The sequence below is a fragment of the Streptomyces sp. NBC_00647 genome, assembly GCF_045207245.1.
In the GTDB taxonomy this organism is placed as follows: Bacteria; Actinomycetota; Actinomycetes; order Streptomycetales; family Streptomycetaceae; genus Streptomyces.
Window position 1 is genome coordinate 934,095 of record NZ_CP109040.1, and the last position, 15,073, is coordinate 949,167.

General features: G+C 70.1%; 16 protein-coding genes and 1 riboswitch. Of the genes, 9 read left to right on the top strand and 7 right to left on the bottom strand.

Features of this window, described 5'->3' with window-relative positions:
* Nucleotides 1-72 precede the first annotated feature (72 nt).
* The gene (locus OG788_RS04060; RefSeq protein WP_266754816.1) at nucleotides 73-207 is read right to left on the bottom strand and encodes a hypothetical protein; all 135 of its coding nucleotides are present in this window, start codon (nucleotides 205-207) and stop codon (nucleotides 73-75) included.
* A 157-nt stretch (nucleotides 208-364) separates the two neighbouring features.
* Nucleotides 365-510, top strand: a riboswitch (SAM riboswitch).
* Between the two features lie 299 nt (nucleotides 511-809).
* Here OG788_RS04060 and OG788_RS04065 point away from each other — a divergent pair.
* Both OG788_RS04065 and OG788_RS04070 read left to right on the top strand, forming a co-directional pair.
* On the top strand, nucleotides 810-1,502 hold the full coding sequence (locus tag OG788_RS04065; protein WP_406369128.1) for a glutathione S-transferase C-terminal domain-containing protein: 693 nt from the start codon (nucleotides 810-812) through the stop codon (nucleotides 1,500-1,502).
* Between the two features lie 243 nt (nucleotides 1,503-1,745).
* Entirely contained in the window at nucleotides 1,746-3,167 is a 1,422-nt protein-coding gene (locus OG788_RS04070; protein ID WP_406369129.1) for an MFS transporter, read from the top strand.
* A gap of 623 nt (nucleotides 3,168-3,790) precedes the next feature.
* Here OG788_RS04070 and OG788_RS04075 read toward each other — a convergent pair.
* On the bottom strand, nucleotides 3,791-5,005 hold the full coding sequence (locus OG788_RS04075) for an RNA-guided endonuclease InsQ/TnpB family protein (RefSeq protein ID WP_406369130.1): 1,215 nt from the start codon (nucleotides 5,003-5,005) through the stop codon (nucleotides 3,791-3,793).
* Between the two features lie 47 nt (nucleotides 5,006-5,052).
* Here OG788_RS04075 and tnpA point away from each other — a divergent pair, with 47 nt between their 5' ends.
* The 4 genes from tnpA to OG788_RS04095 all read left to right on the top strand — a co-directional run bounded on the left by tnpA (nucleotide 5,053) and on the right by OG788_RS04095 (nucleotide 8,576).
* Nucleotides 5,053-5,481 (top strand): IS200/IS605 family transposase, encoded by a 429-nt coding sequence (tnpA, locus tag OG788_RS04080; RefSeq protein ID WP_406369131.1) that lies wholly within the window; start codon nucleotides 5,053-5,055, stop codon nucleotides 5,479-5,481.
* Nucleotides 5,482-5,598: 117 nt separating this feature from the next.
* Nucleotides 5,599-5,739, top strand: a complete 141-nt coding sequence (locus tag OG788_RS04085) for a hypothetical protein (RefSeq protein WP_406369132.1) — start codon at nucleotides 5,599-5,601, stop codon at nucleotides 5,737-5,739.
* A gap of 416 nt (nucleotides 5,740-6,155) precedes the next feature.
* Nucleotides 6,156-7,430: an acyltransferase family protein gene (locus OG788_RS04090; protein ID WP_406369133.1), complete on the top strand. Its 1,275-nt coding sequence runs from the start codon at nucleotides 6,156-6,158 to the stop codon at nucleotides 7,428-7,430.
* 189 nt (nucleotides 7,431-7,619) lie between these two features.
* The gene (locus OG788_RS04095) at nucleotides 7,620-8,576 is read left to right on the top strand and encodes an expansin EXLX1 family cellulose-binding protein (RefSeq protein WP_406369134.1); all 957 of its coding nucleotides are present in this window, start codon (nucleotides 7,620-7,622) and stop codon (nucleotides 8,574-8,576) included.
* A 15-nt stretch (nucleotides 8,577-8,591) separates the two neighbouring features.
* Here the strand turns inward: OG788_RS04095 and OG788_RS04100 are convergent, their stop codons facing one another.
* From OG788_RS04100 to OG788_RS04120, 5 genes are all read right to left on the bottom strand, one after another.
* Nucleotides 8,592-9,836, bottom strand: a complete 1,245-nt coding sequence (locus OG788_RS04100) for a PP2C family protein-serine/threonine phosphatase (protein WP_406369135.1) — start codon at nucleotides 9,834-9,836, stop codon at nucleotides 8,592-8,594.
* 91 nt (nucleotides 9,837-9,927) lie between these two features.
* On the bottom strand, nucleotides 9,928-10,686 hold the full coding sequence (locus OG788_RS04105) for an IclR family transcriptional regulator (RefSeq protein ID WP_406369136.1): 759 nt from the start codon (nucleotides 10,684-10,686) through the stop codon (nucleotides 9,928-9,930).
* Between the two features lie 118 nt (nucleotides 10,687-10,804).
* The gene (locus tag OG788_RS04110) at nucleotides 10,805-11,263 is read right to left on the bottom strand and encodes a MarR family winged helix-turn-helix transcriptional regulator (protein WP_406369137.1); all 459 of its coding nucleotides are present in this window, start codon (nucleotides 11,261-11,263) and stop codon (nucleotides 10,805-10,807) included.
* Nucleotides 11,264-11,324: 61 nt separating this feature from the next.
* Nucleotides 11,325-11,693 (bottom strand): DUF6204 family protein, encoded by a 369-nt coding sequence (locus OG788_RS04115; protein WP_266754832.1) that lies wholly within the window; start codon nucleotides 11,691-11,693, stop codon nucleotides 11,325-11,327.
* A gap of 210 nt (nucleotides 11,694-11,903) precedes the next feature.
* Nucleotides 11,904-12,254 carry a hypothetical protein gene (locus tag OG788_RS04120; protein ID WP_406369138.1) on the bottom strand — a complete coding sequence of 117 codons (351 nt, stop codon included), beginning with the start codon at nucleotides 12,252-12,254 and terminating at the stop codon, nucleotides 11,904-11,906.
* 467 nt (nucleotides 12,255-12,721) lie between these two features.
* Here OG788_RS04120 and sigK point away from each other — a divergent pair, with 467 nt between their 5' ends.
* From sigK to OG788_RS04135, 3 genes are all read left to right on the top strand, one after another.
* The gene (gene sigK, locus OG788_RS04125) at nucleotides 12,722-13,318 is read left to right on the top strand and encodes an ECF RNA polymerase sigma factor SigK (protein ID WP_406369139.1); all 597 of its coding nucleotides are present in this window, start codon (nucleotides 12,722-12,724) and stop codon (nucleotides 13,316-13,318) included.
* Complete coding sequence (locus OG788_RS04130; RefSeq protein ID WP_406369140.1) at nucleotides 13,315-14,049, top strand: anti-sigma factor domain-containing protein; 735 nt, start codon at nucleotides 13,315-13,317, stop codon at nucleotides 14,047-14,049. Before sigK ends, OG788_RS04130 begins: the two co-directional genes overlap by 4 nt.
* 169 nt (nucleotides 14,050-14,218) lie before the next feature.
* Nucleotides 14,219-15,061: an MIP/aquaporin family protein gene (locus tag OG788_RS04135; protein WP_406369141.1), complete on the top strand. Its 843-nt coding sequence runs from the start codon at nucleotides 14,219-14,221 to the stop codon at nucleotides 15,059-15,061.
* Nucleotides 15,062-15,073: the final 12 nt, after the last annotated feature.

Consider the following 15,073-nt stretch of genomic DNA (forward strand, 5'->3'; position numbering starts at 1 on the left):
GGGAACGGGGGCTGGACGGAGAAAGGGCACACCGCCACAGCGGTGGTCGTCAGCGATTCGGAAGAGGAACCGTCAGCCTTGGCAGAGGGTGCGACACATGTCCGTACACAGTGCGCTGTTGACGCGCAGCAGGTCGACGGAGCGGTCGGCGCACAGCACCACGCGGCCGAGGCGCCGCCATGCGGCCGTCCCGTCAGCTGCGTTCATCGCCGTCACCATCGTCTCTCCGGCCCTGGGGCATCCCGTTTGTGGGCCGCACGTTAGGCCCGCCCCGAAAAGAATGTCAATCCGGGTGACCACCAGGTGAGACCGCGTGCCACGCCTTCTTGACGGCGCCACAGGGCGCACCGAGACTGGCGTGGACGGTCACGATTGTCAGCGCCCACGGTGCGGGTTCGTCCCGCACCTGTGGTCATCGGCCCCGGCTCGCTGACAGGCAACCCTTCCACCGCGACGGGGTGCCCCGGGTGACGACCGGGTCCCGCCGGCGTGGCGGGGCAAGCGTGGTCTCGCGTCTCGCGAGCCCCGGAGTGGGACCGGTGAGAATGCCCAGGAACGGCTTGACGAGGCGCCTGCACATCGATCTGTTGCGTGTCTCCAGCGCTTACTGATCCGTAGCCGGTCCGTTCGATCCGGACCGGTGCGACGAGCGCAGTCGTTCCGCATTCGGCCGCTGGTGCCCACAAGGCGGCGGTGGCTTCCTCGTTCCCCAAGGGAGAGTCATGCCTGAGACAGCTTCGCGTCCTTCCAGCACGGCCAACTCACGTCCTTGTGACCAGGTTTCGTTCCCCTCCGAGCTTCGTCTCAAGGTGGCGACGCCCTCCGCCCTCCCCCACCGTGTCGACAGCCGGATCGGTGTCGGCCTGGCCGGCGGCTTCTACCCCGCACCGCACCGCTACGAGCTGTATCTGTCGGAGAGTTGTCCGCTCTCGCTGCGCATCGCGATCACCCTCGACCTGCTCGGTCTGAAGGACTCCGTCGCCACGACGGTCCTGGCGGACCCCACAGGGACACCTGAGGCCTTCGCCTCGCTGCGCCGCGCCTACGAGGCCACCGAGCACCACTACGACGGACCGCTGACGGCGCCCGCGCTGTGCGACCGGTGGAGCGGACGGATCGTCAGCAACCACACCCCCGACATCCTCCGCGATCTCGCGGGGCTTCTCTCCGGTCACGGCGCGGGGTGCCCGTCGACGCTGCGTCCACCGGACCTCGCCGCGGACATCGAGGCTCTCCGCGACCTGCTGGACCGCGATGTCACCCCTTCCGCCCAGCCCTCGGAGCTCTCCGCGGCCCTGGAGTTGTTGGACTGTCAACTCGCCGGGCGGCCCTATGTCCTGGGCGAGACCCTGACGGCGGGGGACGTGGACGTGTGGGTGGCCCTCACCCGTTTGGACCCGGACGGCGCCGCCCTGCGCTCACTCCCCCGGCTCCAGGACTACGTACGCCGGCTCGGCGACCACCCCGCCTTCCGGAGCGGAGGTACCGCCCGGCGGCGGTGAGGAGCCCGTAGCGCCCACCCGGACGGGTGAGCGGCGTGCTCACGCGGACGGCAGATCGGAGAACCAAGGGTGTCCCGCCGGGTGCCCAGGACTGGTCCTGAAGTCCCGGAGCCGGCCGGGACGGTCCACCGGGATTCCACCGGTCTGCCGTCGTGCGCATGCGGTCCGTCGACGTTCGGCGCAGTCTATGAGCGTAGGAGAGCGACACCCAGACCACACGTCCGGCAGTCATAAGGAATGGCGATGGCTGACACAGGCGCGTCGACACCGCCGTCGGTGGCGCAGCGCAGGATTCTCGCTCCGCTCGCCCTCGCACAGTTCATCTGCAGCTTCGCCGGTTCCAACATGAACGTGATGATCAACGACATCAGCGAGGACCTCGACACGACCGTGCAGGGCGTGCAGGTCGCGATCACGATCTTCCTGCTCGTCATGGCCGCGCTGATGATCCCCGGCGGCAAGCTGACGGACCGCTACGGCCGCAAGCGCTGCTTCCTCGCCGGCCTGACGGTGTACGGGATCGGCGCGCTCCTGAGTGCGGTCTCCCCCGGCCTGGGCGTTCTCATCCTCGGCAACTCGATTCTCGAAGGCGTCGGAACCGCGCTGCTCATCCCGCCGGTCTACATCCTCACGACGCTCCTCTTCGACGACATGACCTCCCGCGCCCGAGCCTTCGGAGTCATCATGGCGCTGGGCGGCATCGGCGCGGCGGCGGGCCCGCTCATCGGCGGGCTCATCACCTCGTGGCTCAGCTGGCGGGCCGCCTTCGTGTTCCAGGCCCTGATCATCGCCCTGATCATCGTGCTGAGCCGCCACATCGAGGACCCGCTGCCACCGGATCCGACCCGCCCGTTCGACACCGTCGGAGCCGTGCTGTCGGCGACGGGTCTGGTCCTCATCGTCATGGGCATCCTGGCCGCCGACAACAACCTCTGGCTGATGACCGGCCTGCTCGTCCTCGGCGCGCTGACGCTGCTGTGGTTCTTCCGCTTCGTGCGTGCCCGCGAGTCGGCCGGCAAGGAACCGCTGCTGTCCACCAGCCTGTTCCGCAACCGCGCCTCCAACCTCGGGCTCATCACCCAGAACATCCAATGGCTGTTGCTCATGGGTTCGTCGTTCACCGTGGCCGCCTATCTCCAAGTGGTGCGCGGCTACGACGCCATCGCGACCGGCGTCATCTTCACGGCCGCCACGCTCGGTCTGCTCGCCACCTCCCTGGCCGCCGAACGACTCGCCCGGCGGCGTCCCCAACGCACCCTGATCATCGCGGGCTTCGCCGTCGCGATCGCGGGCGTCGTCGTCCTGATCGCCATGGTCAACAGCTTCTCCAGCCCCTGGGCCTTCGCTCCCGGTCTGCTCCTGCTCGGACTGGGCCTCGGCCTGATGCTGACCCCGTCGGTCAACATCGTCCAGTCGAGCTTCCCCCAGGACCGGCAGGGCGAGATCTCCGGTCTGTCCCGCAGTGTGTCGAACCTCGGCTCCTCGCTGGGCACCGCGGTCGCCGGCACGATCCTCGTGGCCGGATTCACCACCCGCTCCTACGCCGCGGCCATGGTCACCCTCGCCGTCCTCGGGGTCATCGGACTCATCGCGGCGGCGCTCCTTCCCGGATCCCCCGTCGGCGCGCGCGGCCCGGCGGGCAGCCAGGCACGGAACGACGGCTGAATTCTCCGGCGGATGCCGAAACGCCCCTACCCCCGGAGTCTCGGACGCGCGGACACCGAACGCGTCCCTGCTGTACGCGAAAAGGGGAGAGGCATGAGCTCGAGGCCGAGGTTCGAGGACCGGCTGCTCGATGAGCTGAAGCGGGAGATCGAGCTGCGCGGGAACGCGTCGGCCGCTTCCCTCGATCCGCGATAACCCGCCGGGCACGAGGCCACGTCGGCCGGGGCCCGGGAACGCGGGGGCGAGACACGCGCCTCGGGGCGCCGCCTGCTCACTCCGCGCCGGATCGCCGTCGCCGCGGTCGGCTGTGCGCCGGTCTCGCCGCGGTGGTCGCGCCCGGTTCCCCGGCCGCCCCGGCGGCGTACGCGGTGGAGCGCCACGACGACGGCATTGTCACCCTCACCGTCAAGGACCAGGACATCGGCATCGGGGCCCAGCGCGAGCTGGCACGGGCACTGCGCCCGAACGACATCGAGGTGACCGTGACCGTCCTCGCTCCCGGCCACGTCTGCGAGCACGACACCGTGGTCTGGGGGGGGTCGACAGGCAGGGCGACCATGTTCCATGTTCCCGATCCTCACCCTTCAGTGACTCCTCCCCCGGCTGAAGCCGGGGGCTTCTCGTTACGCCGGGTTGGCGTTGCGACGGACCAGCCCGGCCCGTAGAACGTTGAGTGCTCCCACCGTGTCCGCGTGCGCAATATGTCCGCAGGCGATGCAGTGGAACTTCTCCTGTGTGGGCCGGTTCTCCTTGGCCGTGTGCCCGCATTCGGGGCAGGTGCGGGAGGTGTTGCGGGGGTCGACTGCGATCACTTCCCGTCCGGCGCTTTCAGCCTTGGCGTGCAGGATCGTCAGGAACACCCCCCATCCGGCATCGTTGATCGACTTGTTGAGTCCGGCCTTGGCTGCGGCCCCGTTGGGCAGGAACGCGCCTGCCTGGTCGGGTTTGGGTCTGGCTGCGGGGGCCCTGCTCATGTTGCGGATCTTGAGGTCTTCGTGCGCGATGAAGTCGTATGTGCGGACCAGGTCGAGCGCGGTCTTGTGTGCGTGGTCCAGCCGTTGGCGGCGGACCTTGCCATGCTGCCGAGCGACCTTCTCCACCGCGCGCTGGTGGTTGGCAGTGCGGTCCTTGGCCTTGCAGCGCGGGAACCGGGACAGAGCCTGCTGCGCGGCCTGGAGCTTGGCGGCCGCACGGCGGCCGTGGCGCGGGTTGGGCACGAAGGCGCCGGTGGAGTCGGCGAGGAAGTTCGCGATGCCCAAGTCGATCCCGACCACGCTGCCGGTCGATGGCAGCGGCTTTGGCTGTTCCTGTTCGACGGTGAGCACCACGAACCACTTGCGGCCCTCACGCTTGACGGAGACGGTGTTGACCGTGCCTCTCACGGCGCGGTGCTGGTTGACCTTCACATGCCCGACGCCCTGGAGGCGGACGCGGGTGACCGGGTCATGCGGAGTGGAGTCCCACCGGCAGCCGTCCCCGTCTTTGGGGAAGTCCACGGTGTCGAACCAGTTCACCCCGCGAAAACGCGGGTAGCCCGGGGTACCGCCGGACTTGACCCGCCGGAAGAACGCGGCGAACGCCCTGTCCAGACGGCGCAAGGTGGCCTGCTGCGAGGAGAACGACCAGCGGCCCTGGCGCTCAGGGTCGAACGCCCGGATCTCCTTGAGCTGCGCGGACTGCATCCCGTACCGGACGGTGCTCCTCGAGACGTGCCGGTAGGCGTCACGGCGTTCCTGCAGGGCCCCGTTGTAGAGAGAGCAGTGATCGCGCAGCATCTCCGACAATGCTTGCGCCTGACGGACGGTGGGCCGCAGCAGGAACTTGTATGCACGGATCATCCAGCCCACCCCCTCCGGTCGAGTCCACTCGATCCTACACTTGGCGTATGTCACCGCGGTGGGAACCAGATCCCGATGTCCGACGGGGAAATCATGTCGTTTTCAACCTCCACGCACACTTGGTGTTTGTCACGAAGTACCGGCGGGAGATCTTCAACGGCGAGATGCTGACGCGCTGCGAGGAGATCATGCGCGATGTGTGCGAGAGCTTCGGCGCGGAACTGCGGGAGTTCAACGGCGAAGGCGATCACGTCCACCTGCTCGTGCACTACCCGCCAAAGATCGCCCTGTCCAAACTCGTCAACAGCCTCAAAGGCGTCAGCTCCCGATACCTGCGCGCGGAGTACACCGGCCGGATCAACCGGATCCAGACCGGCTCGGTGTTCTGGTCCCCGTCCTACTTCGCGGGGTCCTGCGGCGGCGCACCGCTGAGCAGCGTCAAGGACTACATCGAGAACCAGAAGCGCCCGGAATGACCGTCACCACACAAGCGCAGTGATCTCCGGCGCTTCGCGCCTCCAGACCGAGGATCGCATTCCCGCCCGGCCCGAAGGCCGGGAGCCCCTGCGAAGAACAAGGGATGGAACCGGGAGATGACCCTGCACCCGGGCAACGCGCTGGTCTTCGTGAACCTCAGCGGCTCCGCCCGGCCGCACAGGGTCACGGCGTACACGACCAAGGGCGCGATCAAGCCCTGCGTCCCGGTGAAGCCCTCCGCGCCGCACAGCGACTAGCCGTCCCCTCCGCGGTCGGGCTTCGCGGCCCGACCGGCCGAAGTACTCCGGGAGTCGCAGGCACCCGGAAGACGGCAGACGATCACGCCGGGAACCGGTCGTCGCGGTCGTCCTCGCCATGCCGAGGACGACCGCGGCCCGCCCCCTACGCGCAACCGCTGATCACCGCGTAGTCAATCCCGGCGAAAGCGGCCTCATCAGGGCGTGTCCCTTGTTCCGCCCTCCCGCGGCCGCACTTCGATGGGCACAGCGACGCCTCGCGAACCCGGACAGACCGCCGGACCGCCTCCTCCTTCCGCATGTCCCCAGCCTGCCCTCCGCATGTGCATGTCCCCTGCATGCCCTGCGCATGCCCGCCTCACGGCCGTCCCCACGAACCCCTCACCACACAGGACTCGGTCCAGGTATGGAACCCCATGGAACCCGCGATCCCCGTCCCTCCGCCGCTGGAGCAGCGTCCCTCCGCTCCGTCGCATCCCCTCGTGTCCGGCGGGTCCGCCGCTCCGTCGCGGGCGGGCTGGCTGGACGCGTTGCGCGGCATCGCCGCACTCCTCGTCGCGTTCGACCACTCGTCGTACGCCTTCATGGCGGAACTCCGCGGGCAGTTGATGCCCGAGGTGAACATCGGCCGGTACGGGGTCATGGTGTTCTTCCTCGTGAGCGGGTACGTCATCCCCGCGTCGCTCGAACGCCGGGGCTGCGTCCGGACCTTCTGGGTCGGACGGTTCTTCCGGATCTACCCGCTCTGGGCCGCTGTCGTGGGCTCGGTCATCGCCCTCGGTGTTCTGGGCATCGCGGACCCGCACGCTCGCTTCGCCGGGCGGAGTCCCGCGACCGTGGCCTTCGCCCATGTGACCCTGCTCCAGGAACTGCTGGGAACGCCCAGTGTCGTTCTCGTCCTGTGGACGCTCTCGTACGAGATGGCCTTCTATCTGCTGGTCGTCGCCCTCTTCACGGTCCGCCTGCACCGGCGTCCCGCCACCGTCGCCGTCGTCCTGGGCGTGCTGGCCGCCGTGAGTGTGACGGCAGGGGTCGTGCCACCGGCGTCCGCGCTGTCCACCGCGGTGGGCTCCGGCCCGCTCGTCGCACTCGCCTCGACGGTCGTGGTGATCGCCATCTGCTGCGCGAGTTCCGGGTCGTCCGCGCTTCGCGTGTTCGGAGGCCTGGCGGGGGGCGTGCTGGCTCTGGTCCTGGTTCCGTTCAACGGCACGGTTCCCCTCTGGGAAGGCCTGGTGATCCTCGCGGTGATGTTCCTCGGCACCGCCGTCCATCGGGCGGAACGGGGTGAGGGCACCTGGCCGGACGCGGCCCGCACGGCCGTCGTCGTGCTGATCTGCGCTGTGGGGAGCGCCTACGGGCACGGCGACGGGGCTCATTTCGCGCGGCGCGGCTGGATCACGGCCTTCCTGCTGGCCATGCTCACCTTCGGCGCCGCTCTGGCGTTGCGCCGCCTCCGGTTCCCGCGCCGGCTGACGGGACTGGGAACGATCAGCTACTCGGTCTACCTGGTGCATCCGGTGCTGCTGGCGGTGAGCGACAGCACGATCGGCCGGTGGCGGCGCGACAATCTCGTACTCGAAGCGGCGTTCTTCGCCGTGCTGTTGCCGCTTTCCGTGGTGACCCATCGCTGGATCGAAGCGCCGGGCCGGGCCCTGGGCCGAAAGGCGGTCCGCCGGATACGGCGGTCGTGACCTCATCGGCGTGCCGTCCGTAGGAGACATGACGCGCCGCAGGGCTGACGCGGACGGTCGTCGCTCGGGTCCGTGCGCGTTCTCCGGCGGCACCCCGGCCCGGCACCGACGGGAATCGCGCGGCAACCTTTTCGCCTCCAGCGGCCACTGACGGACACACCATCGGCTCGATCCTCCGAACGGACACGCATGAAGGAAACGAGGCAGGCCGCGCGGCGCCGCAGGCACCGGCTCAGGCTGTTGATAGGCACCGCGGTGGCACTGATCACGGCGGTCGCTCTCGTCTGCCTGGTCGTGGCGTTCCGTCCCGGCCACCAGGCGGACGCGGGACACGCCGCGGACGCGACCGCCGCCGGTTCCACCGGGACCGCGACGCCTGAACGGGGAGCACGGGCCGGGTCGGCGTCGCCGACGGCTACCCGGTCGCCGCGTACGACGGCATCCCCGTCCGCGGCGGCCGATGCCGGCACCGCACCGGCGCGGCCGTCGGCCTCGGCCACCTCCCGTCCCGCGGCCACGGGGGCATCTCTGGCGGGACGGATTCGCCCCGGGGTCGGCTACCGGGGAGTGGCCACCACGTACGACGCGGGCACCGGCGACGGCGCCTGCTCGTTCGGCCCGAGCGACGACGTCATGACCGCGGCGATGAACCACACCGACTACGAGACGTCCAAGGCGTGCGGAGCGTACGTCCTTGTCCGCGCGGCCGACGGCGCGTCCGTCACGGTCCGGATCACCAACGAATGCCCCCTGCCCTGCGCCCCCGGGCAGCTCGACCTCAGCGCTCAGGCCTTCGCCGAGCTCGCCAGTCCTTCGGCCGGCCGGATCCCGGTCACGTGGAAGCTGCTGAGCCCCGGCGCCTCCGACACGATCGCGGTCCGGTACAAGACAGGGTCCAGCCGCTGGTGGTGCGCGATCCAAGTGATCGGCCACCGGAATCCGGTGGCGCGGCTCGAACTCCGCACCGCTGGCGGATGGCGACGGCTGCCCCGTACCGACTACAACTACTTCCTCGCCGAGGACGGAGCCGGATGCGGGGGCACGGTCAGGATCACCGACATCTACGGTGAACGCCTGACCGTCGGCGGGATCACGGTGCGACCCGACACCGTTCAGCCGACCCGGCTCCAGTTCGCCCGGCACTGAACCGTTCCGGCAGGGCTACTCCGCGGTCTGGCCGCAGCCCACACCCGCGCCGGCCGCGGGCGGTCGCGGCGGGGAGGGGAGAGTGACGGAGCCACCGCCCGTAGCGACCTCGGGCGCCCGGTCGGGCGCCAGGGGCTTGCGGAGCAGGAGCAGAGCCGCGTCGTCGTGCAGGCGGCCGCCGACGTGGGTCTGGAGTTCGGCTTCGAGCGCGGCGAGGGTGGACGCCGGCTCGTCGGACACATGCCGGGCCAGCCCTTCGGCGAGACCGTAGAACTCGCGGCCGTGGTCGCGGGCCTCGGTGACCCCGTCGGTGTACAGCAGGAGCTGATCACCGTCGGCCAGAGGCAGCACCTGAAGACTCGGGGTCTCCCCCGTGAGGGCCCGCAGCCCGAGAGGCGGGGCGGGGTGGACCGGGTCGACCGAGGAGACGCTTCCGGACGCACTCACATGCAGCGGCGGTGCGTGTCCGCAGTTGACGACCTCCAGCCGGCCCGGCTCCGGGTACCCGGCGACGACGGCGGTGACGAAGTCGTCGTACCCCAGGTTGCGCGCCAGACTCCGCTCGATCCTGGCGACGACGGTGAGGAGATCGGGCTCGTCGTAGGCGGCCTCCCGGAAGACGCCGAGCACGAGCGCGGCCGTGCCCACGGCCGGCAGCCCCTTGCCGCGGACATCGCCGATGATCATTCGGACCCCGTAGGGCGTGGGCACCAGCGCGTAGAGATCCCCGCCGATCCGTGCCTCCGCCGCGGCGGCGCTGTAGCGGACGGCCACCTGGAACGGTCCGACGCTCGACGGTATGGGTGCGAGGAGCGCGTGCTGGGCGGCCTCGGCGACCGAGCGGACAGCGGCGAGGACCCGCTCCCGACGCCAGCGCAGCGCGCTGGCCAGGGCACTCGCCAGGGTGACGGCCGCCAGCCCGGACACAACGGCAGCGAGCTCGTCACCCGGGACGCCGTCCCGGATTCCGAGCATCACACTCAGCGCCGCGGCCAGGAGGCCGACGTAGAAGACTCCGTACGGCCTGCTGGTGGTGGCCGCCAGCGCGGGGCCGGCGGCGAGCAGGGGCAGCCAGACCATCCCGGCTCCGCCGGCCAGGTCGACCAGCACGATGGCGCCGACGATCAGTAAGGGCAGTACGGGCGTGCCGAAGGCGAGGTGGGCGGCGCGCTTACGGCCCGCCGACCCGGAACCGATGCTCCGGTTCTTGAACGTCCGTTTCCGCCAGTGCTCGCTGCCGTGCTCTCGGGCCTGACTCATGTTCGTCCGCAGTCCTCACCTGGATTCGTCCCTGAAATGTCCGATTTACCTAGGAAAGACGTTCGAGGCGGGCGCCACAAGCACCGGGATTTCAGATAGTGAGCGACAGGCCCCTCGTCACGCGATTCGCGGTGGGGATCAGCCGGGTCAGGACGGCCTCGAGCCGCGGCAGCCGTTCGGCGGGGAGCGAGACCCCGAGCGAGCCGATCGTGTCGCCGCTGTAGACGGGAACGGCGACGCAGACCGTGCCCAGAGCGTACTCCTCCAGGTCCGTGACGGCCGGGGCCACGGGCGAGGAGGCCAGCCGCCGCAGCAGTTCCGGCCGGCTGGTGATGGTGCGCGGCGTGAGATCGGCCAGGGTGTGCCGGGCGAGGTAGTCGTTGCGGGTCTCCTCGTCCATCTCTCGCAGGACGGACTTGCCCAGCGCGGTGGCGTGGCCCGCGTCCTCGAATCCGACCCAGAGGTCGACCCGGGGCGCCCGGGGGCCGTCGACGATCTCGGCGACCCGGATCTCGCCCTCCTCGTAGAAGGTGAGATAGGCGGCGGACGCGAGTTCGTCACGCAGGGCCACGAGAGTGGGGCGGACGCGGCTGAGCAGCGCCTGCCCGCGGCCCCGGGTGTGCAGCGTCTGCATCTTGTCGCCCAGGATGAATCCGCCGTCGTCGAGCTTGCGGATGTATCCGTCGTGGACCAGGGTCCGCAGCAGGTGATAGGCGGTGGCCAGCGGCAGGTCCGTCTCGCGCGCCAGCTGCTTGGCGGGCGCGCCGTTCTCGTGCGCGCTCACCGCCTCCAGCAGGCGGAAGGCCCGCTGAACGGACGTGATGAGCGTCGGGCCCTCGCGAGCTCCCATGCCACCAGCGTGCGCCGTGGTCACGAGACAGGCAAGGCGTCACCGGATGCGCCGCCCTCCGGCGGCCCCTCGCCTCGCGGCCGCGGGCGGCCGGTCGAACCCGGCGGCGGCGCGAGATTCAGGAGCCGCCGGTCCCGTGGCGGGCGAGGCCGGTGCCGCCGAGGCGGCCGAGGAGCCCGGCGAGCTGAACCGCCTCCTCCTCGGTCCACGGCGGCTCGGCGAAGATCTCCTCGGCGACGTGCTCGGCGGTGACGAGCATCTCCGCCAGCCGCTCCCGGCCGGTCTCCGTCAGCGCCGCGTACGCCACCCTGGCGTCACGGGCGTCGGCGTCCCGCCTGACCAGCCCGATGCGCTCGAGGGGTACGAGCCCCCGGGTGACACCGGAGGCCGTCAGCCCCAGCTCCTCGGCCAGGTCCACCCGGCGCATGCGGTCGCCGGGGGCCTGGGACAGACGGAGCAGCATCGTGAAATCGGCCAGGCTCACCCCGTGCAGCCCGCCGAGGCTCGCGTCGAACCGCTTCACCAGGGTGGCCTGCGCCCTGACCAGGCGCAGTGCCGCGTCCAGCCCTGTACTCATTGACACCTCCTTGACTACTCAAGCATATCGGGAGCGTGGGTCGCCGTGGAGGTACGAGGGGTCAGGGGGTGTTCTGGATGTTCTGGGCGATGGCCCGCCGCTGTCGCTTGCCGAGGGGCGCCTGGGAGAGGTCCTCACCCTGGGACCTGAGCCTCTTGAAGCCGTAGCCCCGCTCGGTCAGCCAGGCGGTGGCGGCGGTTTCGGCGCGTTCGACCGCCTCCAGGATGTCCTCCTCCTCTTCTCCCGAGTCCAGGAAGCGGAAGGTGAAGGCCGGCCGGGCGGCCAGGTCGTAGCTGAGGTGCCCCTCGGGGGTGAAGGACGCCTGGAGGACGTCGTGCTCGGACGCGCGGGCCAGAAGGTCCGCGCGCTGGTCGGCGCCGAGCCCGTCGAAGACTCCGCGAACGGTGATACGGAAAGTGCGTGTGGTCATCGGGCGAGCCTAACCAGCGGGAACGCCGGGTTCCACCTCGTTTCCGGCGGGGCCGCCGTCAGCGGAACCCGGCACGGTGCGGACCGTCAGCGGACACCGGCACAGCGCGCGGACCGGGGACGAAACGCGGACCGGGGACGGAAAGCGCACGGTACGGACCGGGAGCGGTGTGGTCGCACCCGGTCCGTCCTCACTCCCCGTGCGGAGGGCTCAGCGGTGATGGCAGTCCCAGTGACCCTTGACCCACACGTGCTCCCAGTGGGCGGGAACGTAGACCCACTTGGCCTTCCACTCCTGGTGGTGATGGCCGTGGCGCCAGGTGTCGTGGTGGACCCACTTCTTCTCCCAGTGCCCCGGAACCCACTTCTTCTCCCAGTGGCCCTTCTTCCACTCGCAGCGGTCGTGGTGACCATGGTGGTCACCTGTCACCACTGAAGGCGCGGACGCCGGTGCCGGAGTCGCGGCGGCGGTACCGGACATGCCCAGTGCGGCCCCGCCGGCCAGCAGGCCCGTCGCGGCCGCACCGGCCAGCAGGCGCCGGGCGCTGATGCGTGTGGTCATCGGACTCACCTCCCTCGAAAACGTGATGGACGTGCACAACGGGAGCCGGTGTCACGGGAGTTCGCGCCGAGACTGTCGGTACGTTCCGAGGCTCACGATGCGCGGAACACAAGGTATTCGGAGCGAGGAAAGGTATGTATGAGGATAGACCACCATAAATTTCCGGTATGAGTTCTCGAGAGGGGGTGGGACCGTGGCCGACTCCCCCCGCGCCGGGTCCCGTGGCCGGGTACGGCGACATCGCGGCGCCCCCTGCTCATACGCGGGGCCGGGTGGCTACGAATACACGGTGACGACGTACGCCCCGTGCGCGACGGCGGGCGGTGACGGCACCGTTCGGCGCGGCCCTCCCGGCGCGGCGACCGGCGTGCGCCCCGTCGGCGAACGGCCCTGCCGCGCTGCGAGGGAGGCCGCGGGGACGGAGAGTCGAGCCAGACGAAGGAAGCGACGGACGGATTCCCCCAGCGATGTCCAAGACCGGCCAGGACGGACACGGTTCGCGACGGCACTCCCCGGCGGAGGAGTGGCTGGACGCCCGGCTCGAGCGTGCGGCAGAGGGCGACCAGGACGCGTTCGCCGACGTCTACGACACCCTCGCGCCGCCGGTCAAGGGCCTGATCTGCCGTGTACTGCGGGACGAGGCGCAGGCGGAGGAGGTGACGCAGGACGTGATGGTGGAGATCTGGCGGACCGCGGACCGCTTCCGCCCCGAACTCGGTGGTGCCCGGGCATGGGTACTCGCCCTCGCGCACCGACGGGCCGTCGACCGGGTCCGGCACGTCCAGGCCAGCAGAGCACGCGAGCGGCGCAGCGCGCTGCTCGCGGAGGACCGCCCCTTCGACGAGGTGGCCGAGGCCGTGGAGCGGCACGAGGATCATCATCGCGTCCGCCGCTGTCTCGCCGCCCTCGAGCGGCATCAGCGCGTGCCGCTGGTGCTCGCCTACTACCAGGGCATGACCTATCTGGAGGTGGCCGCCTGTCTGGCCACTCCCGCGGGGACCGTGAAGTCCAGGATGCGCTCCGGACTGCGCCGGCTCCGTACATGTCTGGAGGCCAGGTCATGAACGCCGCCGAAGACCCGCACCAGTCCGTGGGCGCGTACGTGCTGCACGCCCTCCCGGCGGCGGAGGAGGCCTCCTTCGAGAACCACCTGGCCGGGTGTGCCGCATGCCGGGAGGAGGTGGCCGAGCTGTCCGCGGTCACCCTGCGACTCGCCTCGGACCAGGACGCGACCCCCTCCCCCGAACTGCGCCGACACATCCTCGACCGGGTCGCCCACACACGTCAGGAACGTCTCCCCGGGACGGTTCCGGTCCGTCAGCGGGCCCTGCGCCTGGCCTTGGCCGCGTGTCTCGCCCTCGCGGCCGCGCTCGGTGGCCTCGCCGCGTGGCAGCACACCCAGGCGGACGACGCGCGCACGGAAGTCGCTCACGCTCAGGCGCAGGCTTCCGCTCTCACCGGCATCCTCACGGCCCGGGACGCCACGATCAGCACCCGGAAGCTGAGCGACGGAGCCGACATCAGCGTGGTCGCCTCCCGCGCCCAGGGCCGGGCGGCCTTCATCGCGTCGGACCTGCCGCCCCTCGGCGACGACCAGGTCTACGAACTCTGGTACGCCGCGAAAACCGGCGACCTTCGCCCGGCGGGCCTGCTCCCCGGCTCCGGCGGCGGGCACGCCCAGGTACTCCAGGGCTCCCTGGACGACGTCAGTGCCGTAGGAATCACGGCCGAGCCCGCGGGTGGATCGCGGCAGCCCACCAGCGAGCCGCTCGGCATCGTCACGGTTCCGGTCTGACGCGACCCGTGTCCGTGCCGACGCAACCTACGCAGAGCGCGTGATAGCACGACAGGCGTGAATATTTCCCTTTTGATGCGGTTATCCCTTGATCATCCTATGCTGATGTAAGGAAAGGCTCAGGTGGCATGTAGACGGCCGGTTCTGGACCGGCGGGAAGCGGGCTTCCATGGTTGAGCGGCTCAAGTCGGGGCTGATCGGCGAAATGTCCGCCGAATTCCTCGGCACGATGATTCTCATCCTCTTCGGGTGCGGCGTGGTGGCCCAGGTAGTCGCCGGCGGAGCACTCACCACACCACCGGGCGGTCTGGGAAACCACGACAGCATCGCGTGGGCATGGGGCATCGGCGTCACCATGGGTGTCTACGTCGCAGCACGGCTGAGCGGCGCGCACCTCAACCCCGCGGTGACCCTCGCCCTGGCCACGTTCAGGGGATTCCCCTGGCGCAAGGTGGCCCCCTATGTGGTGGCCCAGACGATCGGCGCCTTCGTGGCGGCGCTCATCGTGCGCTGGAACTACACGGACGCGCTCGCGAAGGCCGACCCCGGCCACACCATCAAGACCCAGGGCGTGTTCTCCACGCTGCCCGCCAACGGCAACCCGAACCTGCCGGTCCACGAGTGGGGCGCGTTCCGCGACCAGATCATCGGCACAGCCATTCTGCTGCTGGTCATCATGGCTGTCACGGACCTGCTCAACACCCCTCCCGGCGCGAACATGGGCCCGTTCATCATCGGCCTGCTCGTCGTCGGCATCGGTATGGCGTGGGGCACCCTCGCGGGCTACGCGATCAACCCGGCACGTGACTTCGGTCCCCGACTGGCGAGCTTCCTCACGGGATACGGAGGGGCTTGGCGAGATCAGTACGGGAACTTCTACTTCTGGGTGCCGATCCTCGGTCCGTTCATCGGCGGTGTGCTCGGCGCCGGCGTGTACAAGCTCTTCGTCGGCCGGTTCCTGCCGACGGCGGAGCCCGAACCCCCCGGACGTATCCCGCCCTCCGAGTCCTGACGCCCACAACCC

Bases quoted from the DNA above. Each gene is read 5' to 3' on its own strand.
- OG788_RS04110 (WP_406369137.1), bottom strand. From the start codon at position 11,263: ATGAGTACAGGGCTGGACGCGGCACTGCGCCTGGTCAGGGCGCAGGCC.
- OG788_RS04120 (WP_406369138.1), bottom strand. From the start codon at position 12,254: ATGACCACACGCATCAGCGCCCGGCGCCTGCTGGCCGGTGCGGCCGCG.
- OG788_RS04085 (WP_406369132.1), top strand. From the start codon at position 5,599: ATGACCCTGCACCCGGGCAACGCGCTGGTCTTCGTGAACCTCAGCGGC.
- OG788_RS04100 (WP_406369135.1), bottom strand. From the start codon at position 9,836: ATGAGTCAGGCCCGAGAGCACGGCAGCGAGCACTGGCGGAAACGGACG.
- OG788_RS04130 (WP_406369140.1), top strand. From the start codon at position 13,315: ATGAACGCCGCCGAAGACCCGCACCAGTCCGTGGGCGCGTACGTGCTG.
- OG788_RS04115 (WP_266754832.1), bottom strand. From the start codon at position 11,693: ATGACCACACGCACTTTCCGTATCACCGTTCGCGGAGTCTTCGACGGG.
- sigK (WP_406369139.1), top strand. From the start codon at position 12,722: ATGTCCAAGACCGGCCAGGACGGACACGGTTCGCGACGGCACTCCCCG.
- OG788_RS04105 (WP_406369136.1), bottom strand. From the start codon at position 10,686: ATGGGAGCTCGCGAGGGCCCGACGCTCATCACGTCCGTTCAGCGGGCC.
- OG788_RS04075 (WP_406369130.1), bottom strand. From the start codon at position 5,005: ATGATCCGTGCATACAAGTTCCTGCTGCGGCCCACCGTCCGTCAGGCG.
- OG788_RS04135 (WP_406369141.1), top strand. From the start codon at position 14,219: ATGGTTGAGCGGCTCAAGTCGGGGCTGATCGGCGAAATGTCCGCCGAA.
- OG788_RS04090 (WP_406369133.1), top strand. From the start codon at position 6,156: ATGGAACCCGCGATCCCCGTCCCTCCGCCGCTGGAGCAGCGTCCCTCC.
- OG788_RS04095 (WP_406369134.1), top strand. From the start codon at position 7,620: ATGAAGGAAACGAGGCAGGCCGCGCGGCGCCGCAGGCACCGGCTCAGG.
- OG788_RS04060 (WP_266754816.1), bottom strand. From the start codon at position 207: ATGAACGCAGCTGACGGGACGGCCGCATGGCGGCGCCTCGGCCGCGTG.
- OG788_RS04070 (WP_406369129.1), top strand. From the start codon at position 1,746: ATGGCTGACACAGGCGCGTCGACACCGCCGTCGGTGGCGCAGCGCAGG.
- tnpA (WP_406369131.1), top strand. From the start codon at position 5,053: ATGTCACCGCGGTGGGAACCAGATCCCGATGTCCGACGGGGAAATCAT.